The 23,291-nt window shown below is 73.2% G+C and carries 21 protein-coding genes and 1 riboswitch; of the genes, 7 read left to right on the top strand and 14 right to left on the bottom strand.

Annotated features, from left to right (window positions below):
- The first annotated feature begins 41 nt into the window (after positions 1-41).
- Positions 42-1,457, top strand: coding sequence for a hypothetical protein (locus tag C4V41_RS34130; protein WP_103960098.1), 1,416 nt, complete (start codon positions 42-44; stop codon positions 1,455-1,457).
- Positions 1,458-1,506: 49 nt separating this feature from the next.
- Here the strand turns inward: C4V41_RS34130 and C4V41_RS34125 are convergent, their stop codons facing one another.
- The 5 genes from C4V41_RS34125 to cobF form a co-directional block, all read right to left on the bottom strand.
- Positions 1,507-2,841, bottom strand: a complete 1,335-nt coding sequence (locus tag C4V41_RS34125; protein WP_103960097.1) for an esterase/lipase family protein — start codon at positions 2,839-2,841, stop codon at positions 1,507-1,509.
- A gap of 99 nt (positions 2,842-2,940) precedes the next feature.
- Positions 2,941-3,603 carry a response regulator gene (locus tag C4V41_RS34120; RefSeq protein ID WP_103960096.1) on the bottom strand — a complete coding sequence of 221 codons (663 nt, stop codon included), beginning with the start codon at positions 3,601-3,603 and terminating at the stop codon, positions 2,941-2,943.
- Positions 3,591-4,862 carry a sensor histidine kinase gene (locus C4V41_RS34115; protein WP_103960275.1) on the bottom strand — a complete coding sequence of 424 codons (1,272 nt, stop codon included), beginning with the start codon at positions 4,860-4,862 and terminating at the stop codon, positions 3,591-3,593. Before C4V41_RS34115 ends, C4V41_RS34120 begins: the two co-directional genes overlap by 13 nt.
- A 74-nt stretch (positions 4,863-4,936) precedes the next feature.
- The gene (locus C4V41_RS34110; protein ID WP_200824425.1) at positions 4,937-5,335 is read right to left on the bottom strand and encodes a VOC family protein; all 399 of its coding nucleotides are present in this window, start codon (positions 5,333-5,335) and stop codon (positions 4,937-4,939) included.
- A gap of 72 nt (positions 5,336-5,407) precedes the next feature.
- Positions 5,408-6,151: a precorrin-6A synthase (deacetylating) gene (gene cobF, locus C4V41_RS34105; protein ID WP_103960095.1), complete on the bottom strand. Its 744-nt coding sequence runs from the start codon at positions 6,149-6,151 to the stop codon at positions 5,408-5,410.
- Positions 6,152-6,262: 111 nt separating this feature from the next.
- On the opposite strand from cobF, the gene C4V41_RS34100 reads away from it, so the two are divergent.
- Genes C4V41_RS34100 through C4V41_RS34085 form a run of 4 tightly spaced genes read left to right on the top strand, consistent with a single transcriptional unit; the run spans position 6,263 to position 9,358 of the window.
- A complete protein-coding gene (locus C4V41_RS34100; RefSeq protein ID WP_235030540.1) occupies positions 6,263-6,649 on the top strand; it encodes a pyridoxamine 5'-phosphate oxidase family protein in 387 nt (128 codons plus the stop codon).
- Positions 6,646-7,899, top strand: a complete 1,254-nt coding sequence (cbiE, locus tag C4V41_RS34095) for a precorrin-6y C5,15-methyltransferase (decarboxylating) subunit CbiE (protein ID WP_103960093.1) — start codon at positions 6,646-6,648, stop codon at positions 7,897-7,899. Before C4V41_RS34100 ends, cbiE begins: the two co-directional genes overlap by 4 nt.
- Positions 7,896-8,651, top strand: a complete 756-nt coding sequence (cobM, locus tag C4V41_RS34090) for a precorrin-4 C(11)-methyltransferase (RefSeq protein ID WP_103960092.1) — start codon at positions 7,896-7,898, stop codon at positions 8,649-8,651. Before cbiE ends, cobM begins: the two co-directional genes overlap by 4 nt.
- A complete protein-coding gene (locus tag C4V41_RS34085) occupies positions 8,636-9,358 on the top strand; it encodes a cobalt-precorrin-6A reductase (RefSeq protein ID WP_103960091.1) in 723 nt (240 codons plus the stop codon). The genes cobM and C4V41_RS34085 overlap by 16 nt, the downstream gene beginning before the upstream one ends.
- Here C4V41_RS34085 and cobJ read toward each other — a convergent pair.
- Genes cobJ through C4V41_RS34070 form a run of 3 tightly spaced genes read right to left on the bottom strand, consistent with a single transcriptional unit; the run spans position 9,349 to position 12,502 of the window.
- The gene (gene cobJ / locus C4V41_RS34080; protein ID WP_103960090.1) at positions 9,349-10,827 is read right to left on the bottom strand and encodes a precorrin-3B C(17)-methyltransferase; all 1,479 of its coding nucleotides are present in this window, start codon (positions 10,825-10,827) and stop codon (positions 9,349-9,351) included. The two genes, C4V41_RS34085 and cobJ, sit on opposite strands and share 10 nt — an antisense overlap.
- Positions 10,828-10,832: 5 nt before the next feature.
- Positions 10,833-11,453 (bottom strand): precorrin-8X methylmutase, encoded by a 621-nt coding sequence (locus C4V41_RS34075; protein ID WP_200824424.1) that lies wholly within the window; start codon positions 11,451-11,453, stop codon positions 10,833-10,835.
- Positions 11,450-12,502 (bottom strand): precorrin-3B synthase, encoded by a 1,053-nt coding sequence (locus C4V41_RS34070; protein WP_103960273.1) that lies wholly within the window; start codon positions 12,500-12,502, stop codon positions 11,450-11,452. Before C4V41_RS34070 ends, C4V41_RS34075 begins: the two co-directional genes overlap by 4 nt.
- Before the next feature lie 18 nt (positions 12,503-12,520).
- Positions 12,521-12,713: riboswitch (cobalamin riboswitch) on the top strand.
- A 39-nt stretch (positions 12,714-12,752) separates the two neighbouring features.
- On the opposite strand from C4V41_RS34070, the gene cobN reads away from it, so the two are divergent.
- Positions 12,753-16,322, top strand: a complete 3,570-nt coding sequence (gene cobN / locus C4V41_RS34065) for a cobaltochelatase subunit CobN (RefSeq protein WP_103960272.1) — start codon at positions 12,753-12,755, stop codon at positions 16,320-16,322.
- Here the strand turns inward: cobN and C4V41_RS34060 are convergent.
- The 6 genes from C4V41_RS34060 to C4V41_RS34035 are packed head-to-tail and all read right to left on the bottom strand — an operon-like array spanning position 16,277 to position 21,808.
- Positions 16,277-17,605, bottom strand: coding sequence for a cobyrinate a,c-diamide synthase (locus C4V41_RS34060; RefSeq protein ID WP_235030539.1), 1,329 nt, complete (start codon positions 17,603-17,605; stop codon positions 16,277-16,279). The two genes, cobN and C4V41_RS34060, sit on opposite strands and share 46 nt — an antisense overlap.
- Positions 17,599-18,201, bottom strand: a complete 603-nt coding sequence (cobO, locus tag C4V41_RS34055; RefSeq protein WP_103960088.1) for a cob(I)yrinic acid a,c-diamide adenosyltransferase — start codon at positions 18,199-18,201, stop codon at positions 17,599-17,601. Before cobO ends, C4V41_RS34060 begins: the two co-directional genes overlap by 7 nt.
- Positions 18,202-18,203: 2 nt before the next feature.
- Positions 18,204-20,288, bottom strand: a complete 2,085-nt coding sequence (locus tag C4V41_RS34050) for a magnesium chelatase subunit D family protein (RefSeq protein ID WP_103960087.1) — start codon at positions 20,286-20,288, stop codon at positions 18,204-18,206.
- Positions 20,285-20,839, bottom strand: coding sequence for a histidine phosphatase family protein (locus C4V41_RS34045; RefSeq protein WP_103960086.1), 555 nt, complete (start codon positions 20,837-20,839; stop codon positions 20,285-20,287). Before C4V41_RS34045 ends, C4V41_RS34050 begins: the two co-directional genes overlap by 4 nt.
- 4 nt (positions 20,840-20,843) lie before the next feature.
- A complete protein-coding gene (locus C4V41_RS34040; protein ID WP_103960085.1) occupies positions 20,844-21,605 on the bottom strand; it encodes a CbtA family protein in 762 nt (253 codons plus the stop codon).
- 8 nt (positions 21,606-21,613) lie between these two features.
- Positions 21,614-21,808, bottom strand: coding sequence for a CbtB domain-containing protein (locus C4V41_RS34035; RefSeq protein WP_103960084.1), 195 nt, complete (start codon positions 21,806-21,808; stop codon positions 21,614-21,616).
- 278 nt (positions 21,809-22,086) lie between these two features.
- Between C4V41_RS34035 and C4V41_RS34030 the strand changes: the two genes are divergently transcribed.
- Positions 22,087-23,262: a 4-hydroxybenzoate 3-monooxygenase gene (locus tag C4V41_RS34030; RefSeq protein WP_103960083.1), complete on the top strand. Its 1,176-nt coding sequence runs from the start codon at positions 22,087-22,089 to the stop codon at positions 23,260-23,262.
- Positions 23,263-23,291 lie beyond the last annotated feature (29 nt).

The following is a 23,291-nucleotide window of genomic DNA, read 5'->3' as shown; positions in this document are numbered from 1 at the left end:
GATGGCGAAGTTCGCTCATCTAACACGCCAGGGGGCTGGAAATGACCGACGAGACGAAGGCCGAAAAAGTAGGAATCGACGCCGTGGAGGAGACGGCGGTGGGCGGCGAGACCACGCTCCTGCACTCCCAGGACGACCCGGCGGCCGCCGCCGCCGTGGACGCCGCCGTCGAGACCGAACTGCTGGAGGACGGCCCGGCGCGCGAGGCGGTCGGCGCGGTCGAGGCCCGGCGGGAGAGCGAGCGGCAGATCGCCGAGCTGACCAGCAGGGACCAGGAGCGCGTCCGCCGGCTGCAGCGTGAGCTGCGCGCCATGGGCGCCGACGTCTGGCCGGTCGCCAGGTGGTGGGGCTTCGAGATCCACCTCAACGAGTCGGGCGCGCTGCTGGCCGCCGAGATCCCGCAGCTCATCGGGGAGCTCACCGGCAGCGTGCTGGGCATCTGGCTGGCCCCGGTCGTCGAGCGCTCCGTGCGGGCCAAGTCCGGCTGGATCTCCTCGATCGCCCGTCCGCACGGGGTCAAGCTGGCCTCGCCGTGGACCGCCCCCGGCATGCTCGTCCCGGCCCGCCAGGACGGCCGGCCCGCGGGCGACACCACGCTCTACTGGACGGTCCACGAGCCGGGCGAGGGCTGGAGTGACGACCAGCGGTTCGTCGACCACTTCAGCGTGTCGAGCCCGGCGCTGGCGCAGTTCCAGGACCGGCTCTACCTCGCGCACCGGGGCGGCACGGGGGACTCCACCCTGTGGTGGACGGTCTACGACGCCGAGGAGGGCTGGAGCGAGGACCAGCGCTTCCCCCAGCACTTCAGCGACTCAGGGCCGGCGCTGGCCGCGTACGACGGGCAGCTCTTCTGCGCGCACCGGGGCAGCGGCGGCGACTCGTCGCTGTGGTGGGCCCGCTGGGACGGCTCGAACTGGAGCCCCGACACCACGTTTCCCCGGCACTTCAGCGCGGCCGCCCCGGCGCTGGCCGCGTACGACGGGCATCTCTACTGCGTGCACCGCGGCGCCGGCGACGACCAGGCGCTGTGGTGGACGCGCTGGGACGGCTCCGGCTGGAGCCCCGACCAGAAGCTGCCCGGCCACGCCAGCCGCTCGAACCCGGCGCTGGCCGTCTACCGGGGCCACCTCTACTGCGTGCACCGCGGCGCCGGTGACGACACCGCGCTCTGGTGGACCCGCTGGGACGGCTCGAAGTGGAGCCCCGACCAGAAGCTGCCGGGGCACCACGCCGCGGAGGGCCCGGCCCTGACCGTCTACAAGGACCGGCTCTACTGCGTCCACCGTGGCGGCGGCTCCGACCAGAGCCTGTGGTGGACCGGCTTCAACGGCTCCGGCTGGACCGCCGACGAGCGGCTGCCCCGCCACTACAGCGGCGAGAGCCCCGCCGTGATCGCCTACCGCGACAAGAACGCCACCCACGACCAGCTCCTGTGCGTGCACCGGGGCGGTCGCTGACCTGACGGGTGCCGGCTCGCCGAACGCGAGCCGGCACCCGTGCCGTCGATCACCAACCGGCGAGCTGCTCCAGGAACCACTCGGCCAGCGTCCTGGTCACGGCGCCGTGCGGCGCGTTGGCGGTGTCGCAGCAGAACGCGTCGAGGAGCGTCTCGTCCTTCGGCAGGTCGGTGAGGTCCTCGTAGAGGTCCGACTGCCACTGGAACGGGTCCCTGGCCAGGGCGATCGCGCTGACCGCCGGCACGAAGCAACTGCTCCTGAACCGGTCCTGGATCGGCAGGTCCATCGCCTTGGCGATCTGGCCCCACGAGTCCAGCGTGCCGCCGGGCGCCCCGTCGAACGCCGGCACCCATGAGGTGGCGCTCGTCCACTTGGGAGCGTCGAAGCGCAGGGTGCCGACGTTCTGCAGCTCACCCATGTCGGGCTGGATCCTGGCGACGAGCCGCAGCGGGTCGAAGTCCAGGTCGAAGACCGGCGTCCCCGGCGGCAGGTCGGGGCCGGCGCCGTTGCCGACGCCGTTCGCCAGACCCAGCTTGTACGGGCGCGCCGGGAACCCGCCGACCCGGCGCAGGTCGTCCAGGAACTGGGCGCGCAGCGGGCTCGACGTCATGACCGGGCCCGAGTAGTCGGCGTCGCCGACCCAGCCCCACAGGAGCTGCTGGGCGGCCGGGCTACGGATCAGCTCCGCCTGGCCAGGACCGTCGGAGCGCGGCTGCAGTGCCTCGTGCAGGTAGGCGAGCTGCTGGAGCACCAGCGGGATCCAGGCGCCGAGGTGCGGGGAGTCCCAGGAGAAGTACTTGTCGGTCTGGTGGTCGACCCGCTCGCTCTCCATCCGCGCCAGCGCGTACCGGGTGATGATGCCGCCCATGCTGATGCCGCCGACGACGAGCTGGTCGTCGCCCTGCCGCTCCGCGATCACGCGCTGCACGCAGGTGACCGCCACGGCGGCGTTGGCCTGGATGTGCGTGTGCCGCTGGTCGAAGCCGAGCAGCACGACGTCGATGCCCATCGTCCTGAGCTGGTCGAGGAAGCCGGGCGTGCCCTGCTGGTAGGGCGCGTTGAACCAGCGCCACAGCCCGTCGAGGTCGCTCGGCCCGTAGCCGAAGCCGTCGGCCAGGATCAGCGGCCTGGTCAGCTCGGTGTGCCCCTCGGCCAGGTGCACCGCGGCCCGGCCGGTGGCCGTGTGGCCCTCGTGCGGCCGGTCGCCCACCAGGTCCCAGATGGTGTCGGCGGTGCGCGCCTGGCCCTGCCGGGTGGGTGGGGTGGCGAACCAGACCCCTTGCTCGCCGAGCGCTTCCGCGATGCGCTCGATCTGCTCGGCGGTCAGGCTGTGCTCGACCCTCTGAGCCCTGGTCTCGACGTCGATCCTCGGTTCGTGCGACATGCTCGTCCTCTCGCTGGTTGCCGGGGCCGTGGGGGCCACTGAGCACACCATACGATCACTTAGAGTGATTGATTGAGAACGTAGAGTTGTGTCGCGACTTCATGCCGAGCGGCGGTCGCCGTCCTCCAGATATTGCAGGACGGCGGCCACCCGGCGGTCCGTGCCGTCGGTCGGCGCCAGGTCGAGTTTGGCGAAGATGCTGCGGATGTGCTTGTGCACGGCGCCGTCGGTGACGAAGAGCCGCTCGGCGATCGCGGCGTTGCCCAGGCCCTCCGCCATCAGCGCCAGGACGTCGCGCTCGCGCGGGCTGAGCCGTTCCAGCCGGTTGTCGGGGCGGCTGCGGGACAGGAGCTGCGCGACGATCTCGGGGTCGATCGCCGTGCCGCCGTCGGCCACCCGGTGCAGCGCGGCCAGGAACTCCTCCACCCGCCCGACCCGCTCCTTGAGCATGTAGCCGAGGCGGGCGCTGCCGTGGGCGAGCAGGTCGGTGGCGAACGCCTGCTCCACGTACGCCGACAGCACCAGCACGGCCAGCCCTGGCAGCCGCCGCCTGGCCTCCACGGCGGCCACGATGCCCTCGTCGGTGTGGGTGGGCGGCATCCGTACGTCCACGATGGCGATGTCGGGCCGGTGGTCGTCGACGGCGGTCAGGAACCCGGCCGGGTCCCCGGCGGTGGCCACGACGTCGAGGCCCTCCGCGCGCAGCAGCAGCGCGAGGCCCTCGCGCAGCAACAGGTCGTCCTCGGCGATCACAATCCGCATGGCAGGCTCACATTCAGGGTGGTCGGTCCACCGGGAGGGCTGGTCAGCTCGAACGATCCGTCGTGCGCCTCGATCCGGCGGCGCATGCCGTCCAGCCCCGATCCGCCGTCCTGCCCGGCACCGCCGCGGCCGTCGTCGGTGATCCGGAGCTGGAGCCGGTCGTCGTGCCGGCGGACCATTACGGTGGCGCGCCGGGCCCGGCTGTGCTTGGCGATGTTGGTGAGCGCCTCGGCCACCACGAAGTAGGCGGTGGCCTCGACGGAGGCGGCGCACCGGCCCGGCACGTCGGCGTCGACCTCGCAGGGCACCGGGCAGGCGGCGGCCAGCCCGGTCAGCGCGTCGGCGAGGCTCCGGTCGGCCAGCACCGGGGGCAAAATGCTGCGCACGACCGCGCGCAGCTCGGCCAGCGCCTGTTCGGCGGCGTCCTGGGCGCGTTCGAGCACGGCGTCGGCGGTGGCCGGGTCGCGCCGCACCGCCCGCCGGGCCGCGCCGAGCAGGACGTTGACGGCGACGATCCGGTTCTGGGTGCCGTCGTGCAGCGAGCGCTCGATCCGGCGCAGCTCGGTGGCGTGCGCGTCCAAGGCGGCGGCGCGGGTGGCGGTGAGCTGGGCGACCCGCAGCGCCAGGTCGGTGCCGGGGTCGGTGGCCAGCAGCCGCCGGCCCGGCCACGCCTGCAGCCGGGCCATGCCCGGGGTGGCCGTCAGGGCGATGAGGATCCAGACCGGGCCCAGCAGGGAGACCCCGAAGGCGCCGGCCCAGTCGTGCACCTCCCAGAGCCCCATCGCCGCGCCGGCCGCCTCGCCCGCCGGGAGCAGCTTCCAGTACAGCGGGAAGGCCAGGTCACGCACCGCCGAGAACGGCAGCGTCATGCCCACCAGGCCGCCGAGGAAGCCGAGCGTCGCGTGGACGGTCAGCCAGCCCACCTCCCGCCTGGTGGCGGGACGCAGGAGCGCCGCCCGCAGGCCCGGCGGCACCGGGTCGGGGTCGATGATCACGTCGGGGCCCCAGCGGGACAGCCGCGCGCGTTCGCGGTTGGCGACCGCGCGGACCGCCCGCAGGGTGGTGGGCAGCAGGTAGAGGCCCACGCCGACGAGGCAGGTCAGCGCGACGACGGCCAGCGCGATCAGCGTGATCAAGGCCAGGATGGCGGTGCCGACGCCGCCGACGAGGTGTTCGAGCCCGTCGAACGCGGCGCGGCCGCGGACGAACACGTTCCACGAGCGCGCCGGTCGCCCGGCCGTCTGGTCGTGGGTCGGCATCCGCACCTCCTGGCCCCAGACCATAGGACATCTACCGAGATGCCGGGTGATCGCCGGGCGAAGAGTACAGCCTGCTATACCTCCGTGGCCGAGTTGACCCACCAGAGCGTGCCGAACGGATCGACCCAGCCGCCCATCTTCGTGCCGCCCTCCTGCTCGGTGACCTCGACGATCGGGGTCGCGCCCTGGGCGATGGCGGCTTCGTACGCCTTGGCCGGGTCGGGCCAGGTGACGTACATCTGGACGCGGGCGGGGTCGTCGCCCTTGCGGTAGGGCGGCAGGCACTGCGCACCGTCCACCCTGGCGTCGGCGAAGTAGACCAGGCTCTCGCCGATGCGGACCTCCCCATGCACGACCCGCTCCGGGTCGCCTTCGAGCGGGATGACGTTCCTCGCCTCCGCGCCGAAGACGTGGGCGGCGAACTCCGTGAACTGCTTGGCGCTGTGGACCATGAGATACGGCGTGACCGTCACTGCTCCTCCTGGCTGGTCAAGTTTGACTACTGGCCCACCGTAGCCTTGTCGCGAGGCATTGGTCAAATTTGATTAGAGGCGGCGCAGCAGGTACGTGTCCATGATCCAGCCCTTGCGGGCCCGCGCCTCGGCGCGCAGTTCCCTGATCCGATCGGCCACCTCGGCCACCGGCCCCGACACGAGGATCTCGTCGGGTGTGCCCAGGTAGGCGCCCCAGTAGATGTGGTAGCCGGCCAGCTCGGCGAACGAGCAGTGGGCGTCCAGCATGACCACCACGTCGTCGGCGGTGGCGCCCTCCTCGGCCAGGCGGCGCCCTGTCGTGAGGTGCACGGGCCGGCCGACCTGCGTCAGGCTCGTACGGTGCCGGGCGGTCAGCGCGCTCACACTGCTGACCCCGGGGATCACCTCGTAGTCGAACCTCACCTGCCCGCGCCCGAGAATCTCCTCGACGATGGCCAGCGTGCTGTCGTAGACGCCGGGATCGCCCCACACGAGGAACGCCCCGGTCTCGCCCTCGCCCAGCTCGTCGCGGATGAGCGCCTCACAGGCCAGCGACCGGCGCGAACGCCAGTCCGCGACGGCCTCGGCGTAGGCGGGCGCGGTCCGGTCGCGCTCGGGGTCGCGGGCCTCGGCGATCCGGTACGGCGGGCGGCCGTGCTCCTCGATCAGCTCCTGCCTGAGGCGTACCAGCTCCTGCTTGACCTCGCCCTTGTCCACGACGAAGAACACGTCCGCGGCGGCGATGGCCTTGGCCGCCTGCAGGGTCAGATGGTCCGGATCGCCGGCGCCGATGCCGACCACTAGTAGCCGCTTCACCCGTGAAAGTCTGCCAGTACGATGTCCGTCGCTTACCACCTGAGTCCGCCGCTTACCACCCGAGTCCGCCGCCCACCACCTGAGTCCGCCGCCTATCACCCGAGGAGGACCGTGAACCTGGCCGAGCAGGGTGCCGCCTTCGCCGCGTTCTGGCAGGAGCGCCACCTGTGCACGCTCGCCACCGCGCGTCAGGACCGCCCGCCGCACGCGGTGCCCGTGGGCGCCACCCTCGACGTGGACACCGGCATCGCCCGGGTGATCACCTCGGGGGCCTCGTACAAGGCCAGGCTCATCGGCACGTCCGGCGCGCTGGTCGCGCTCAGCCAGGTGGACGGCCGCCGGTGGTCGACGCTGGAGGGCATGGCCGTGCTGCGCACCGAGCCCGAGCAGGTCGCCGACGCCGAGCGCCGCTACACCGCCCGCTACAAGCCGCCCCGGCCCAACCCCGCGCGGGTGGTCGTGGAGATCCGGGTGACGCGCGTGCTGGGCAACGTGTGATCACCGTCGTCGGCATCGGCGCGGACGGCTGGGACGGGCTGACCGCCGGGTCGCGGCAGGCGCTGGAGGCGGCCGAGGTGATCATGGGCGGTCGCCGTCAGCTCGATCTCGTGCCTGAGTCGGCTACCGCCGAGCGGGTGGCCTGGCCGTCGCCGCTGCTGCCCGCGCTGCCCGCGCTCATGGAGGCGCACGCCGGGCGCGAGGTGTGCGTGCTGGCCAGCGGCGACCCGATGTTCTACGGCATCGGCTCCACGCTGGTGCGGCTGCTCGGGGCCGAGGTCAGGGTGCTGCCGCAGGTGTCGTCGCTGTCGCTGGCGTGCGCCCGGCTCGGCTGGCCGGTCGAGCAGGTGGACGTGGTCAGCCTGGTGGGCCGCCCGCTCGCCGCCCTGGCCGCCGTCGTGGCTCCGGGGCGGCGGATCGTGGTGCTCGGCGCCGGGGTGGAGTCCCCGGCCTCGGTGGCGGGGCTGCTGACCGGGCTCGGGTACGGGCCCAGCTCCCTCAGAGTGCTGTCGGACCTGGGCGCGACCTCGGAGAGCGAGCAGCGGGGGAGCGCGGCGGGCTGGACGGGGGCCGCCGCGTCCGGGTTGCACGTGATCGCCGTCGAGTGTGTCGCTGGGCCGGACGCCGAGCCGCTGGCCAGGGTGCCGGGGCTGCCCGACACCGCGTACGAGCACGATGGGCAGCTCACCAAGCGCGAAGTCCGCGCGGTCACCCTGTCGCGGCTGGCTCCGCTGCCCGGCGAGCTGCTGTGGGACGTCGGGGCGGGGGCCGGGAGCATCGCCATCGAGTGGATGCGCGCCCATCCGTCGTGCGCGGCCGTGGCCGTCGAGGACCGGGCCGACCGGGCCGCCGCGATCCGGCGCAACGCGGGCGCGCTCGGCGTCCCGTCGCTGCGGGTCGTCGAGGGCCGGGCGCCGGCGGCGCTGGACGGGCTGCCCGTGCCCGACGCGGTCTTCGTCGGCGGCGGGGCGACCGCGCCCGGCCTGCTGGAGCGCTGCTGGACGGCGCTGCGGCCCGGCGGCAGGCTCGTGGTCAACGCCGTCACGCTGGAGTCGGAGGCCGTCGTCGCCGGATGGTACGCCCGGCTCGGCGGCGATCTGGTGCGGCTGTCGGTGCAGCGGGCCTCGCCCGTGGGCGGCTTCACCGGCTGGCGGGCGGCGATGCCGGTGACCGTGTGGTCGGTCACGTCGGTCACGTCGGTCACGTCGGTCACGTCGGTCACGTCGGTCACCAGGAGGGACGCATCATGACCGTGTACTTCATCGGGGCGGGGCCCGGTGCCGCGGACCTGATCACCCTGCGCGGGCTGCGGCGGCTGGAGGCGGCGCCGGTGTGCCTGTACGCGGGGTCGCTGGTGCCGGAAGAGCTGCTCGGCTCGTGCCCGCCGGGGGCCAGACTCGTGGACACCGCCAACCTCACGCTCGACGAGATCGTCACCGAGCTGGCGGCGGCGCACCGCGCGGGGCTCGACGTGGCGCGGCTGCACTCGGGCGACCCTTCGGTGTTCAGCGCGGTGGCCGAGCAGATGCGCCGGTTGGACGCGCTCGGCGTGCCGTACGAGGTGGTGCCCGGCGTGCCCGCGTTCGCCGCGGCGGCGGCCTCACTGGGCCGGGAGCTGACCGTGCCCGGCGTCGGGCAGACGATCATCCTGACCCGCACGTCGGCCAGGGCCACGCCGATGCCGCCCGGGGAGGACCTGGCGACGCTCGGGGCGAGCGGCGCCACGATGGTGCTGCACCTGGCCGTGCAGCGGATCGACGCGGTCGTGGCCGAGCTGCTGCCCTCCTACGGCCCCGACTGCCCGGTGGCGGTGGTGGCCAGGGCGAGCCGGGCCGACGAGGTGATCCTGCGTGGCACGCTGGCCGACATCGCCGCCCTGGTGCACGAGGCGGGCGTCCGGCGGACGGCGGTGATCGTGGTCGGCCGGGTGCTGTCGGCGTCGGAGTTCCCCGACAGCCACCTCTACAGCGCCGAACGGGCCCGGTCATGCGACGCGTCCTGATCCTGGGCGGCACCGCGGAGGCCAGGTCCCTGGCGCAGGCCCTCACGCCTGGCGTGCACGTCGTGTCGTCGCTGGCCGGACGGGTGAGCAGGCCGCGGCTGCCGGTGGGCGAGGTGCGTGAGGGCGGGTTCGGCGGCCCAGAAGGGCTGGCCGCCTACCTGACGGAGGAGCGGATCGACGCCCTGGTGGACGCCACCCATCCGTTCGCCGAGCGGATGACGGCCTCGGCCGCGCTGGCCTCGGCCCAGGCCGCCGTGCCGCTGCTCGTGCTGCGGCGGCCGGGCTGGCAGGAGGGCCCTGGCGACTCCTGGCGACGCGTCGCGACCCTGCACGAGGCCGCCGCCCTGTTGGCCGGACAGCGGGTCTTTCTGACGACCGGGCGGCGAAGTCTGCCGGTTTTCGCCGGGTTGCCGGGGGTCTGGTTGCTGGCCAGGTCGGTGGATCCGCCGGAGCCGCCCGTACCGGCCGGGGTGCACGTGCTCCTCGACCGGGGGCCGTACACCGTCGAGGGCGAGCTGGCCCTCATCCGCGAGCACCGCCTCGATGTGCTGGTCACCAAGGACAGCGGCGGCGCCATGACCACCGCCAAGCTCGTCGCGGCCCGCGAGCTCGGCCTACCGGTGATCATGGTGAACCGCCCGCCCCTTCCTGAGGGCGTGCGGTCGGTGGACACGGTCGAGGCGGCCGTGGCCTGGGTTCACGGGTAGCGGCGCGGGGTGTAGACGCCGCCGTTCTCGGTGACGCGCGTGGTCGAGGAGCCGATGATCAGCAGGCAGCGCATGTCCACCTGGTCCGGGTCCAGCTCGCCCAGTGTGGTGATCGTGACGCTCTCGTCCGGGCCGCCGACGTCACGGCCGACCACCACGGGGGTGGCCGCGTCGCGGTGTTCGAGCAGCAGGTCACGGGCCGCCCCGACCTGCCACGTACGGCTGCGCGAAGCCGGGTTGTACAGCGCCAGCACCAGATCCGCCCGCGCCGCCGCGCTCAGCCGCTCGGCCACCACCTCCCACGGCTTGAGCAGGTCCGACAGCGACAGCACGCAGTAGTCGTGCCCGAGCGGCGCCCCGGCCCGGCTCGCCACCGCCTGCGCCGCCGTCAGCCCGGGGACCACCCGCACCGGCACGTCGGGATAGTCCTCGGCCGCTTCGAGCACCGCGCTGGCCATGGCGAACACTCCGGGGTCGCCGGACGACACCACCGCCACCCGGGCGCCCTCGCGGGCCAGTTCGAGCGCGTGCCTGGCGCGTTCGGCCTCGACCCGGTTGTCGGTACGGTGCCGCCGCTGCCGCGGGTTCGGCGCCACCCGGTCCACGTACGGGCCGTACCCCACCAGGTCCGTCGCCGCCGCCAGCGCCTCCTGCGCCTCCGGCGTGAGCCACGGCCGCCCGGCAGGGCCGAGACCCACCACGGCCACCTCGCCGGGGCCCTCGGTCACCTCCCGCTCGGCGACGAAGGTGCGCTCGGCCGGGCTGGCGAGCAGGGCCAGCGAGAAGTACGGCACGCCGTCGGCGTCCACGTCCTTCAGCGGCGCGACCCGCTCGGCGCCCATGGTGGCGCGCTCGACGTACCAGGCGTCGTCCAGCCGCCCGGCCTCGGCGAGGGCGTCGCGGACCTTCTCGAACGTCCGGCCCAGCTTGAGCACCGCGGCCGAGTCGGTGCCGCGCAGCCGCTCGGCGAGCACCTCCGGCGGCAGGGTGCCGGGCAGCACGGTGAGCACCTCGTCCCGCTCGACCAGCGGGCGGCCGAGCACGGCGGCGGCCGCGCTGACGGACGTCACCCCGGGCACCACCTCGGTCGGGTAGCGGTGCGCGAGCCGCTTGTGCATGTGCATGTACGAGCCGTAGAACAGCGGATCGCCCTCGCTGAGCACCACCACGATGCGGCCCGCGTCCAGGTGGGCGGCCAGCCGCTCCGCGCAGTCGGCGTAGAAGTCGTCGAGCGCGCCCTGGTAGCCGCCGGGATGATCGGTGGTCTCCGTGGTCAGCGGGTAGAGCAGCAGCTCCTCGATCTGGCCCGGCCGCATATACGGCAGCGCGATGCCCCTGGCGATGCTGCGCCCGTGCCTGGCGGCGTGGTAGGCGATCACGTCGGCCTCACCGATCAGCCGCGCGGTCTTGACCGTGACCAGCTCGGGGTCGCCGGGGCCGAGCCCGACTCCGTACAGACGTCCCGTCATCGCCCTCACTCCTCTTCGCAGGCGATGGCGTTGATCGCCGCCGCGGTCATGGCACTGCCGCCGCGACGGCCGTGCACCACCAGATACTCCAGATCGCCGTCCGCCAGAGCCCGCTTGGACTCCTCCGCGCCGATGAAGCCGACGGGGACGCCGATCACCGCCGCCGGCCTGCCCGCTCCCTCGGCGACCAGCTCCAGCAGGCGGAACAGGGCGGTCGGCGCGTTGCCGACGGCCACCACCGCGCCCTCCAGCCGGTCGCGCCACAGCTCCAGCGCGGCGGCGCTGCGCGTGGTGCCGAGCCGTTCCGCCAGCTCGGGCACGGCCGGGTCGTTCAGCGTGCACACCACCTCGTTGCCGGCGGGCAGGCGGCGCTTGGTCACACCGGAGGCGACCATGTGGGCGTCGCACAACACGGGCGCGCCCCCGCGCAGGGCGGCGCGGGCGTCCCGGACCACCCGCGGGGACCAGGCCAGGTCCTTGACCAGGTCGGTCATGCCGCAGGCGTGGATCATCCGCACCGCGACCCGGGCCACGTCGGGCGGGAGGCCGGTCAGGTCGGTCTCGGCGCGGATGGTCGCGAACGAACGCCGGTAGATCTCGGCGCCGTCGCGGAGGTAGTCGGTCACTGGTGCCTTTCGTCGTATCCGTCGCCGGTGGCGACCCTGTGGGTGACCTTGCCGGGCGGGGCTCCGCAGCGTCGCTCGCATCCCGACCAGTGGACGGGGGCCGGGGCGGGGCCGGTCAGGGTGGCGACCCAGCGGCGGGCGTCGGCCTGCACGTCGGCGAGTGCCTTCGCGCAGCCGGGTCTGCCGGTGCACGCCGTCACCCCCGCCCATCGCGGGTCGGTGCTCAGGCCGGCGGCCTCCAGTGCCGTGCCGTCGATCTGCTCGGTCACCACCACGGTTCGCCAGGGCGTCAGTCGTACGGCACCGGTGGCGAGGGCTCGGGCCTGGCCGGGGGTCAGGCGGCCGAGGGGCACCACGACCTCCAGTGGCACACGTCGTGGGCGGGCAGGGGGGAGCGGGCGGTCGGTGGCGGTGCCGCCCAGGCGGGTGGCGATGCGGGCCGGGCCGTCGGGCAGCTCGGCGATGCGCCAGGCCTCGCTCGTGTCCCGTTCGTCGAGGAAGGCTTCGGCGGCCGCGAGCATCGTGGGCACTACGGTCTCTTGCTCGAGGACGAGACCGGCGTCGACGCCCGCGAGCAGCAGGCGGCCTTCTGCGGCGAGGTGGGTGACGTCGGCCTTCAGGGTCGTCACGTCGCAGGTCCCGTCGTCCAGGGCGAACAGGAAGCGGCCCGGCAGGGCGGCCAGCCGAGGGCGGGCGCAGAGCTCGCGGTCGAGGGTCTCGACGAGTGCCAGGCTTCCCGTCGGGGAGGCGACGATGTTGCGGACGCGTTCGTGCGAGGGCGACGGCAGAAGTCCGGCGGCCGCCATGCGATCGGCGAAGGCGGCGGGGGAGCGCAGGCCGCGTACCTGGACGTTCGCCCGCGAGGTCAGCTCGATCACCCCCGTCCCGAGCTCCGCCGCGCACGCGGCCAGCTCCAGCAACTGGGCCCGGGTGATCGCCCCGCCGGGCAGGCGGATCCGGGCCAGGGGGCCGTCGGCGGCCTCGTGTACCTGTAGCGCTCCGGGACAGGCGTCAGGGCGCGCACGTCCGGGAAAGTCGGCTATGGACACGAAAAGGATGGTAACGCCTGTTCTGGTGGCGGCCACCTCTGTCGTAGGCTCCTCGGTAAGGGATGGCTGAGTGAGGAAGCCGGTGCGAAACCGGCGCGGTCCCGCCACTGTGACCGGGGAGCGAACCCCACCGCAGGCCACCGTCCGGCAACGGGCGGGAAGGCCGGGGTGAGCGTCGATCCGGGAGCCAGGAGACTCCTGCCGTCCTGACACCCGCGACCGGGGCGAGGACCCCGAGGGAGGATGCGCCGTGCCTGGCGACAGCCGTACCGTCCTGCTGCTCTCGACCTCCGACACCGACCTGCTGAGCGCCCGGGCCAGCGGCGCGGCCTACCGATGGGGCAACCCCGCCAGGCTGGCCGCCGACGACCTGCCCGGCCTGGTCGAAGACGTCGATCTGGTCGTCGTACGCCTGCTCGGTGGCCGCCGCGCCTGGGAGGAAGGGCTCGACGCGCTGCTGGCCGGGCCGCGTCCGGTGGTGGTGCTGGGCGGCGAGCAGGCGCCGGACGCCGAGCTGATGGAGCTGTCCACGGTCGCCGGTGGCGTCTGCGCCGAGGCGCACGCCTACCTGGCGCAGGGCGGGCCGGGCAACCTGGCCGAGCTGCACGCGTTCCTGTCCGACACCGTCCTGCTGACCGGCCACGGATTCGTGCCGCCCGCACCGGCGCCCACCTGGGGACGGCTGGAGCGCGCGGCGGGGTCGCGGAGCGGGCCCGTGGTGGGCGTGCTCTACTACCGGGCGCACCACATGGCGGGCAACACCGCCTTCGTCGAGACGCTCTGCGCGGCCATCGAGGCGGCGGGCGGGCAGGCGCTGCCGATCTTCTGCTCGTCCCTGCGCACGGCCGAGCCCGAACTGCTCGACACCCTGCGGGCGGCCGACGCGCTGGTGGTCACGGTGCTGGCGGCGGGCGGCTCGCGACCGGCCACCGCCGGGGCGGGCGGTGACGACGAGGCGTGGGACGTCGGCGCGCTGGCGGCCCTGGACGTGCCGATCCTGCAAGGGCTCTGCCTGACGACCTCGAAGCGGGCGTGGGAGGAGAACGACGACGGTCTGTCGCCGCTGGACGCGGCCTCGCAGGTGGCGATCCCCGAGTTCGACGGGCGGATCATCACGGTGCCGTTCTCGTTCAAGGAGATCGACCGCGACGGGCTGACCGTCTACGTGGCCGACGCCGAACGGGCCGCGCGGGTGGCGGGCATCGCCGTACGGCACGGGCTGCTGCGGCACACCCCGCCCGGTGAGCGGCGGTTGGTGGTGATGTTGTCGGCGTACCCGACCAAGCACTCCCGCGTGGGCAACGCCGTCGGCCTGGACACGCCGGCCAGCACCGTACGGCTGCTGGCCAGGCTCGCCGAGGCGGGCTACGACCTGGGCGACGGCTTTCCCGGCGTGGCCGAGCAGGACGGCGACGCGCTCATCCACGCGCTGATCGCCGCCGGTGGCCAGGACCAGGACTGGCTGACCGAGGAGCACCTCGCCGGCAATCCGGTACGCATCTCCGCCGCCGACTACGAACGCTGGTACCGTACGCTGCCCGCGACCCTCCGCGAGGAGATGGAGCGGCACTGGGGGCCGCCGCCCGGCGAGCTGTTCGTGCACGAGGGCGACATCGTCCTGGCCGCGCTGCGGGCCGGCAACCTGGTGGTGATGGTGCAGCCGCCGCGCGGCTTCGGCGAGAACCCGATCGCCATCTACCACGACCCCGACCTGCCGCCGAGCCACCACTACCTGGCCGCCTACCGCTGGCTGGCGGCCGGCTTCGGCGCGCACGCGATGGTGCACGTGGGCAAGCACGGCAACCTGGAGTGGCTGCCCGGGAAGTCGGCGGGCATGTCGGCCGCGTGCGGCACCGACGCCGCCATCGGGGACCTGCCGCTGGTCTATCCCTTCCTGGTGAACGACCCGGGGGAGGGCACCCAGGCCAAGCGGCGGGCGCACGCCGTGCTGGTGGACCACCTGGTGCCGCCGATGGCCCGCGCCGAGACCTACGGCGACATCGCCCGGCTGGAGCAGTTGCTGGACGAGCACGCCACCATCGCCGCCATGGACCCGGCCAAGCTGCCCGCGATCAGGGCGCAGATCTGGACGCTGATCCAGGCCGCGCGGCTCGACCACGACCTGGGCCTGGCGGACCGGCCGCACGACACCGAGTTCGACGACTTCGTGCTGCACGTGGACGGCTGGTTGTGCGAGGTGAAGGACGCGCAGATCCGCGACGGCCTGCACGTGCTCGGCCAGGCGCCGGCCGGTGAGGTGCGGGTGGATCTGGTGCTGGCCATGCTGCGGGCCCGGCAGATGTGGTCGGGGCGGGAGACCCTGCCCGGGCTGCGGGAGGCCCTCGGGCTGGCGGAGGACGGGACGGCGGGGCTGGGGGACGTGGACCGGGCGGAGGCGACGGCGCGGGCTCTCGTGGCCGGGATGGAGGAGCGGGGGTGGGCCGTCGAGGCGGTCGGGGATCTTACCTCTTCTGAGCCGGTCGCTCGGGTGCTCGCCTTTGCCGCGACCGAGGTGGTGCCACGGCTGGCGCGGACCACGGACGAGCTCGACCACATCCTGCACGCTCTCGACGGCGGTTACGTGCCCGCCGGGCCGAGCGGGTCGCCGTTGCGCGGCCTGATCAATGTGCTGCCGACCGGCCGTAACTTCTACTCCGTCGACCCGCGCGCGGTGCCCAGCCGGCTGGCCTGGGAGACCGGGCAGGCGATGGCGGAGTCGCTGCTGGAGCGCTACCGCGCGGACAACGGCGAGTGGCCGCGTTCGGTGGGGCTGTCGGTGTGGGGCACCAGCGCCATGCGTACGGCGGGTGACGACGTGGCCGAGGTGCTGGCGCTGCTCGGCGTCCGCCCCGAATGGGACGAGGCCTCGCGCCGGGTCACCCGCCTGGAGCCGATCCCGCTCGCCGAGCTGGGCCGGCCCAGGATCGACGTGACGGTACGCATCAGCGGCTTCTTCCGCGACGCATTCCCGCACGTCGTGGCCATGCTCGACGACGCCGTACGGCTGGCGGCCGGGCTGGCGGAGGCGGATGAGGACAACTACGTCCGCGCCCACGTCGCGGCGGCCGGCGGGGACGAACGCCTGGCGACGATGCGGATCTTCGGGTCCGCGCCCGGCGCGTACGGGGCCGGGCTGCTACCGCTCATCGACAGCCGCAACTGGCGTGACGACGCCGACCTGGCCGAGGTGTACGCCGTGTGGGGCGGCTTCGCCTACGGCCGCGACCTCGACGGTGTCGCCGCCCGGCCGCAGATGGAGGACGCCTACCGCAGGATCGCCGTGGCGGCCAAGAACGTCGACACCCGCGAGCACGACATCGCCGACTCCGACGACTACTTCCAGTACCACGGCGGCATGGTGGCCACCGTCCGCGCGCTCACCGGCAGGGCACCGGCCGCTTATGTGGGCGACAGCACCCGCCCCGACGCCGTACGGACCCGCACGCTGTCCGAGGAGACGTCGCGGATCTTCCGCGCCAGGGTGATCAACCCAAGGTGGCTGGCGGCGATGCGGCGGCACGGCTACAAGGGCGCCTTCGAGCTGGCCGCGACCGTCGACTACCTGTTCGGCTACGACGCCACCACGGGCGTGGTCGCCGACTGGATGTACGACAAACTCACCGAGACGTACGTGCTCGACCCCGAGAACCAGGAGTTCATGGCCCGCTCGAACCCGTGGGCCCTGCACGGGATCGCCGAACGCCTGCTGGAGGCGGCCGAACGGGGCATGTGGGAGCACCCCGACCCCGACCTGCTGCGTGGGCTGCAGGAGGTCTACCTCAAGACCGAGGGCGACCTGGAGGACGACACCAGCCGCTGAGCCGCCTCGGGGCTGCCGGCCCAGTGCAGGTGCAGGTAGGACGCGGTCACCCGGGCGTCGCCGTGGCCGTCGGTGCCGCCCGGCCAGCGGAACAGCGGCTCACCGGCGGGCGTGAGGGTCGTGCGGTGGAACTCGTGGCCTCGGTAGCGCTCGCCGGGCCTGGTCAGCGGGGAGCGGCGGAGGGCTACGGCGTCGCGGTAGCCGAGGGTGAGCTTCGGCGTCATGCGCGCCCGGCCCGGGACGCGCCCGCACATGGGGCGGCCGTCCAGTTCCTGGCACAGGTACAGCAGGCCGGCGCACTCGGCCGCGATCGGCCCGCCGAAGGATGCCACCTGGGCGCGGAGGGGCTCGTTGGCGGCGAGTTCGGCGGCGTACACCTCGGGGAAACCACCGCCTATGACCAGCGCGGCGGTGCCTGCTGGCAGTCGCTCGTCGCGCAGCGGATCGAACACGACCGGCTCGGCGCCGGCCGCCCGCAGCAGCTCCAGGTGCTCCGCGTACCCGAAACTGAAGGCGGCCCCACCCGCCACCGCCACCACGACCTTCTCCCCGACCTCGATGGGTGCCGGGGTCCAGGGCCGGGCGGTCAGGGCAGGGGCCGTGGCGGCCAGGCGTACCAGGGCGTCGAGGTCGCAGGAGCGGGCCACCAGGGCGCCGAGCCGATCCACCGCACGCACCGCCTCCGCGCGACGTTCGACGGCGGGCACCAGCCCGAGATGCCGGGACGGAGTGGACACCGCGTCGTCACGGCGGATCGCGCCCAGCACCGGCACCCCTGCCGAGGCCAGCGCCGCCCGGCACAGCTCCTCGTGCCGGTCCGATCCCACCCGGTTCAGGACGACCCCGCCCACGCGCACCCGAGGGTCGAACGTGGCGAACCCGTGCACCACCGCCGCCACCGACCTGCTCTGCCGCGCCGCGTCCACGACCAGCACCACCGGTGCGTCCAGCAGCCTGGCGACGTGCGCGGTCGAGGCGAAGTCCGTGTCGGCCCGGCCGTCGAACAGCCCCATCACCCCCTCGACCACCGCCACGTCACACCCGGCCGCGCCGTGCAGGAACAGCGGCGCCACCCGCTCCTCACCCACCAGCCACGGGTCCAGATTGCGCCCGGGCCGTCCGGCGGCCAGCGCGTGATAACCCGGATCGATGTAGTCGGGCCCCACCTTGTGCGGCGAGACCGCGAGCCCCCGGCCCCGCAGCGCCGCCATCAGTCCCGTGGCCACCGTCGTCTTGCCACTTCCGGACGAGGGCGCGGCTATGACGAGCCGGGGAACTACCACTCGATCCCCTTCTGACCCTTCTGCCCGGCATCCATGGGATGGCGTACCTTCCCCATCTCCGTCACCAGATCAGCCACCTCGATCAGCCGCTCGGGCGCGTCTCTCCCGGTGATCACCACATGCTGGTTCCCAGGCCGCGCGGTCAACGCCGCCAGCACATCGTCCAAGTCCAGCCAGCCCCACTTCAGTGGGTACGTGAACTCGTCCAGCACATAGAACCGGTACGTCTCGGCGGCCAGATCCCGCTTGATCTGCTCCCACCCCTCACGGGCGTCGGCCGCGTGATCCTCCTCGGTGCCCGGCCGCTGAATCCACGACCAGCCCTCACCCATCTTGTGCCAGGTCACCGCGCCGCCCTCGCCGGTCTCACCAAGCACCCTGAGCGCCCGCTCCTCCCCGATCCGCCACTTGGCCGACTTCACGAACTGGAACACCCCGACCGGCCACCCCTGGTTCCAGGCCCGCAACGCCATCCCGAACGCGGCCGTCGACTTGCCTTTCCCCGGCCCGGTATGAACCATCAACAGTGGTCTCGTCCGGCGCTGCCGGGTGGTGAGACCGTCTTCAGGCACGACGGCCGGCTTCCCCTGCGGCATGATCAGCCTGCCTTCCTGCGCTCACGCACCACCGAAGCCAGATCGGCCGGCCCGGTCAGCGAGTCGAGAGACACCAGCCGGGCCCGCAACCGCATCGCCAGCTCGACCGCCAGCCCCAACCGGACCGGCCCTCGCTCACAGTCCACGACGACCGCCGCCGTCCCTTCGAGCAGCCCCGCCGCCTGCCGTACGGCATCGGACGAACCCGGGGAGGTCGCGCGGCCGTCGGTGACCAGGACCAGCAGGGGGCGCCGGGCCGGGTCGCGCAGGCGCTCCACCCGCAGCACTTCCGCCGCCCGTACCAGCCCCGCCGCCAGGGGCGTACGCCCGCCGGTCGGCAGCGAGCGCAACCGGGCCGCACCCGCCTCGACCGACGAGGTCGGCGGCAGCACCAGCTCGGCGCCCGAGCCCCTGAACGTGATCAGCCCGACCTTGTCCCGGCGCTGGTACGCGTCGAGCAGCAGGCTCAGCACGGCCGTCTTGACGGCGCTCATCCGTTTACGGGTCGCCATGGAGCCGCTCGCGTCCACCACGAACAGCACCAGGTTGCCCTCCCGCCCCTCCCGCACGACCTCACGAAGATCGTCCGCCCGCAACACCAGCCCCCGGCCCGCCCGGCCCCGCGCCGCCTGATGCGGCGCCGCCGCCCGTACGGTCGCCGCCAGGTGCAGGTCCCGCACACGCCCATAGGGCCGCCGCGATCCGGTCGCCCGCCCAGCGACCGTACGCGCCCGCGACCGCCGCCCGGCGACCCCCTCACCCAGCCCCGGCACCTGCAGCAACGGCACCCGGAACGGCGCCGCCACCCCATCTATGCGCCCACCACCGGAAACGCCCTGCCCAGCCCCTTCGCCCCCGGAGGCACCAAGCCCTTCACCATCCGAAGAGCCACCGCCCCCAGCGGCCTCCGGCCCGCCACCACGCTCGCGACCGTGCTCGCGACCGGCCAGGTCGTCCGGCCCGCCCTCTCCCGCGCCGTCGGGCCCTTCGTCCCATCGGCGGCCATCGGACCCGCTACCACCGCCGTCATCCGGACCGTTGCCGGGACCCCCATCCGAGGGATCGTCATCGTCCCAGCCGGTCCTTCGCAGCAGTTCGTCCAGCAGCGCCTCATCCAGCCCCGGCGCGTCGAACGGATCCCGCCGCCGCCGGTGCGGCAGCGACAGACGGGCCGCCGCCCGTACGTCGTCCGTGGTCACCGAGTCCCGCCCCTGCCAGGCGGCATGCGCGATGGCCGCGTTCGCCGTGACCAGGTCCGCACGCAACCCGTCCACCTCGAACGCCGCACACACGGTCGCGATCTGCCGCAACCGCCCGTCCGGCAGCCGCACCCCGGGCACCCGGGCCCGCGCCCGCACGATCCGTTCCGCCAGCGCCGACTCCTCGGCGGCCCACCGCTCGGCGAACGCCTCAGGGCCGGCCTCGAACGAAAGCCGCCGCCGTACCACCTCCGCCCGCTCACTGGGCTCACGCGACGCCCTGACCTCAACCGTCAGCCCGAACCTGTCGAGCAACTGCGGACGCAGCTCACCTTCCTCCGGATTCATGGTGCCGACCAGGAGGAATCGGGCGGCATGCCGTACCGACACCGACTCCCGCTCCACGTAACACGTGCCCAGGGCGGCCGCATCGAGCAGCAGATCCACAAGATGATCGTGAAGAAGATTGACCTCGTCGACGTACAGGACACCGCGATGCGCCGCAGCCAGCAGACCGGGCTCGAACGCCTTGACCCCCTCCGTCAGCGCCCGCTCGACGTCCAGCGAGCCGACCAGCCGGTCCTCCGAAGCGCCGACGGGCAACTCGACGAGCGCAGCCGCCCGCCGCACGCCCTGAACACCGGCCTCATGCGGCCCGTCCGGGCACTCGGGATCGGGCGCGGCGGGGTCACAGGCGAACCGGCAGCCGGGTACGACCTCCACGGCGGGCAACTGCGCGGCCAGGGCACGCACGATGGTGGACTTGGCCGTCCCCTTCTCACCGCGTACGAGCACTCCGCCGACCCTGGGCGAGACGGCATTGAGCACCAGGGCCAGCTTCAAATCGCCAAGCCCGACAACGGCGCTGAACGGATAGGTGACGATCAAAACACGACCTCCCTGTTGACATGAGCAACCCGCCAGCCGTCCCGCGCGAGAGTCAGCTCGGTGGTGGACAGCGGCGCCAGATCGAACGCGGCGGCGCCCAGGGGCTCGATCCCGAGCGCGTGCCCGAGCGCCGCCCTGATGGCCCCCACGTCACAGACGACCACTCCATCGGGAGCCGCACGCATCGTGCCGAGCCACTCGCCCACACGCGCCACCATCGCCGCCACACTCTCACCACCGTGCGGCGCCGCCTCGGGATCGGCCAGCCACCGCCCCAGCTCGTCCGGCTCCTCCTCGGCTATCCGCGCGTACGGCAGCCCTCGCCACCGTCCACAGTCCACCTCGGCCAACGCCTTCACGGCCTGCGGCTCCAGCCCCATCGCCACAGCGCTCTCCCAGGCGGCCCGGCCAGGCGCCACCCAACCGACCATCTGGGACACGAGTGGGGCGAGGGTGGCGGCTCTGGTCAGGCTCGCCGGGTCGGCGTTCTCGTCGGTGGGGAAACAGGCGGCTCGCATTCCCGGCGTGGTGGCGTGCCGGATGAACAGCACCGGCTCAGCCGTTCGGCGTGGCGGCGGGGGCGGGCACCGTACGGTGTGCCGCCCTGTCGCTCACCCAGCCGAACAGCACGCCGAACGCCGTCCAGAAGACGAGCTGGGTGCCGAGCGACGCGAGCCGGAACTCCCACAGGAGCGTGGCGGGGAAGTCGGCCGGCACCTCGTCGATCGGCGGCAGCAGCGCCCAGGCGGCCACCACCGGGACGAGGAACGCGAGCGCCGCCGCGACCCACCGCGCCCACGGGCCCGCCGTGACGCGCCGGGCCGTGGCGACCGCGATCGCCGTCGCGGCCAGCCCGACCAGGACCATCACCACGTAGAGGAGCGTCCGGCCGTTGATGGTGCCGGGGTCGCCCACGGCGGGCGGGTTGGCGGGATATTTCAGGAACGGTACGAGGATGACCGCCGTGAACGCCGTCCCCGCCGCCGCCAGGGCCAGCAGCCCGTCGGAACGGGGGCCGACCCGGCCGCGCAAACCCGCGTACACGAGCGCGAAGACCCCGCCCACGGCGAGCCCGTAGAGGCCGGTCGCGAGGAACAGCCCGGCCTTCTGCACCGGCCTGCTCACCACGGCCTCTTCGCCATGACCGTGCTCCGGCGCCTCTTCGTGTGCCGGAGCGGCGTGTGCTGGGGTGGCTGCCTCTTCCAGGGCGATCGCACTGTCCACGTGCGGTTCCCCGAAGGCGAAGGCGAAGCCGCCCGCGATCAGTCCGGCCAGCAGCCCCAGAAGCAGGCCCCTGACCAGGAGGGTGCGTACCATGCCGCGCCCTAGTGACAGGGCACGCCGAGCAGATGACGCCCGTCGTGCATGAGTTCGTGCAGGAACGTACCCGTCTGGGAGATGGCACCGTTGTCCATGAGGACCAGGTACGCGACGAGCAAGAACAACGGCACGGACAGCAGCCAGCGACGCAGGCTTGGGAAGGGAATGGTGGTGGAAGAAGTGGTGGTCAAGCCACTCATACGAGCCTCCTCAGGGTGACGCGTCCCATTTCGTGAGGTTCACGGTCGCCAAGCGACCTGGCTCCCGGGATCTACGTCCCGGATACAGTGGCGCGTCCGCACCGGCATCTCACCGGATTTCCCTTGGACAACCGTGAAATCTACCGGAACGTATCCTTTCCTCCTTTTCGCGTCAAACACCTCCCATCTGATGGACGGCGACGGCTGATGGGGGCTTGCGAATCTGTCGATCTTGGTGTCGGATGCCGAGCAGGCCGTTCACGCCGAAGGAGTCCCGCATGCGCGAGAGCACCGAGGTCGTCATCATCGGAGCCGGCCCGGCCGGTCTGACCCTGGCCAATCTGCTCAGGCGGGCGGGCGTCGGGTGCGTGGTCCTGGAGCGGCAGAGCCGTTCCTACGTGGAGCGGCGGCAGCGGGCGGGCGTGCTGGAATACGCCGGGGCGCGCGTCTTCGAGGATTGGGGGCTGGGGGAGAGCGTGCTGGCCGGCATGCCGCACGACGGGTTCCTGGAGATCCGGGTCGATGGCGAGCCGCGGCTGCTCGACCTTCCGGCCCTGGCCGACGGCAGGTCGGGGCGGATCGTGCCGCAGCAACTCCTCGTGGGGCGCCTCATCGCGGCCTTCGTGGACGGGGGAGGCGACCTGCGGTTCGACGCCGCGGAAGTGACACCGCACGACTTCGGAGCCGTGGAAGACACCAAGGTGAGCTATCGGGATCTCGATGGGGTGGTGCGTGAGATCGCCTGCGACTACATCGCGGGTTGCGACGGTTTCCACGGTGTCAGCCGGGCCAGCGTGCCCGCCGGGGCGCTGACCACGTACACCTATGACCACGGCATCGGGTGGTTCACCGTGCTCGCCGACGCGCCGCCGCCGCGGCATCCGCTCTTCGGGATCCACGCGGCCGGGTTCGCGGCGCAGTTCGCGCGGGGACCAAGGGCCAGCCGGTTCTATCTTGAATGCCCGGTGGGCGACGTGCTCGACGAGTGGAGCGACGAGCGGATCTGGGCGCAGTTACGGCTGCGGCTCGGGGACGACGACCTGCCCGGCGGGACGATCACGGAGAAGGCCGTCGTGGAGATGCGCAGCTTCGTCGCCGACCCCATGCGGCACGGCCGGCTCTTCCTGGTCGGGGACGCCGCGCACATCATCACGCCCATGGGCGGCAAGGGCATGAACCTGGCGATCGCCGACGCGAACGTGCTCGCCCACGCCCTGCGCGCGGCCCTGCGGGACGGGGACGACGGGCCGCTGGCCGCGTATTCGGCCACCTGCCTCGAACGGGTGTGGAACCACCAGGAGTTCTCCCGCTGGATGACCGAGATGATGCACGAGTCCGGCGACGCCACGCTGGCCGGGCCGTTCCGTCACCGGCTGGCGCGGGCGCGCCTGGACCGGTTGTTCACCTCCGGCGCCGCGGCCCGCGCGTTCGCGGACCTGATGGCGGGCGGCTGAAGCGCGGAGGATCCTCGCAAACTAAGCGA

This window comes from Nonomuraea solani, assembly GCF_900108335.1.
In the GTDB taxonomy this organism is placed as follows: domain Bacteria; phylum Actinomycetota; class Actinomycetes; order Streptosporangiales; family Streptosporangiaceae; genus Nonomuraea; species Nonomuraea solani.
This window is presented reverse-complemented; position numbering and strand designations above follow the sequence as displayed.

Excerpts from the sequence above, each read along its gene's own strand:
- C4V41_RS34115 (WP_103960275.1), bottom strand. The coding sequence starts at position 4,862 with ATGCCGACCCACGACCAGACGGCCGGGCGACCGGCGCGCTCGTGGAAC.
- C4V41_RS34130 (WP_103960098.1), top strand. The coding sequence starts at position 42 with ATGACCGACGAGACGAAGGCCGAAAAAGTAGGAATCGACGCCGTGGAG.
- C4V41_RS34030 (WP_103960083.1), top strand. The coding sequence starts at position 22,087 with ATGCGCGAGAGCACCGAGGTCGTCATCATCGGAGCCGGCCCGGCCGGT.
- C4V41_RS34120 (WP_103960096.1), bottom strand. The coding sequence starts at position 3,603 with ATGCGGATTGTGATCGCCGAGGACGACCTGTTGCTGCGCGAGGGCCTC.
- C4V41_RS34035 (WP_103960084.1), bottom strand. The coding sequence starts at position 21,808 with ATGAGTGGCTTGACCACCACTTCTTCCACCACCATTCCCTTCCCAAGC.
- cobM (WP_103960092.1), top strand. The coding sequence starts at position 7,896 with ATGACCGTGTACTTCATCGGGGCGGGGCCCGGTGCCGCGGACCTGATC.
- C4V41_RS34040 (WP_103960085.1), bottom strand. The coding sequence starts at position 21,605 with ATGGTACGCACCCTCCTGGTCAGGGGCCTGCTTCTGGGGCTGCTGGCC.
- C4V41_RS34125 (WP_103960097.1), bottom strand. The coding sequence starts at position 2,841 with ATGTCGCACGAACCGAGGATCGACGTCGAGACCAGGGCTCAGAGGGTC.
- cobJ (WP_103960090.1), bottom strand. The coding sequence starts at position 10,827 with ATGACGGGACGTCTGTACGGAGTCGGGCTCGGCCCCGGCGACCCCGAG.
- cobO (WP_103960088.1), bottom strand. The coding sequence starts at position 18,201 with ATGCCGCAGGGGAAGCCGGCCGTCGTGCCTGAAGACGGTCTCACCACC.
- C4V41_RS34085 (WP_103960091.1), top strand. The coding sequence starts at position 8,636 with ATGCGACGCGTCCTGATCCTGGGCGGCACCGCGGAGGCCAGGTCCCTG.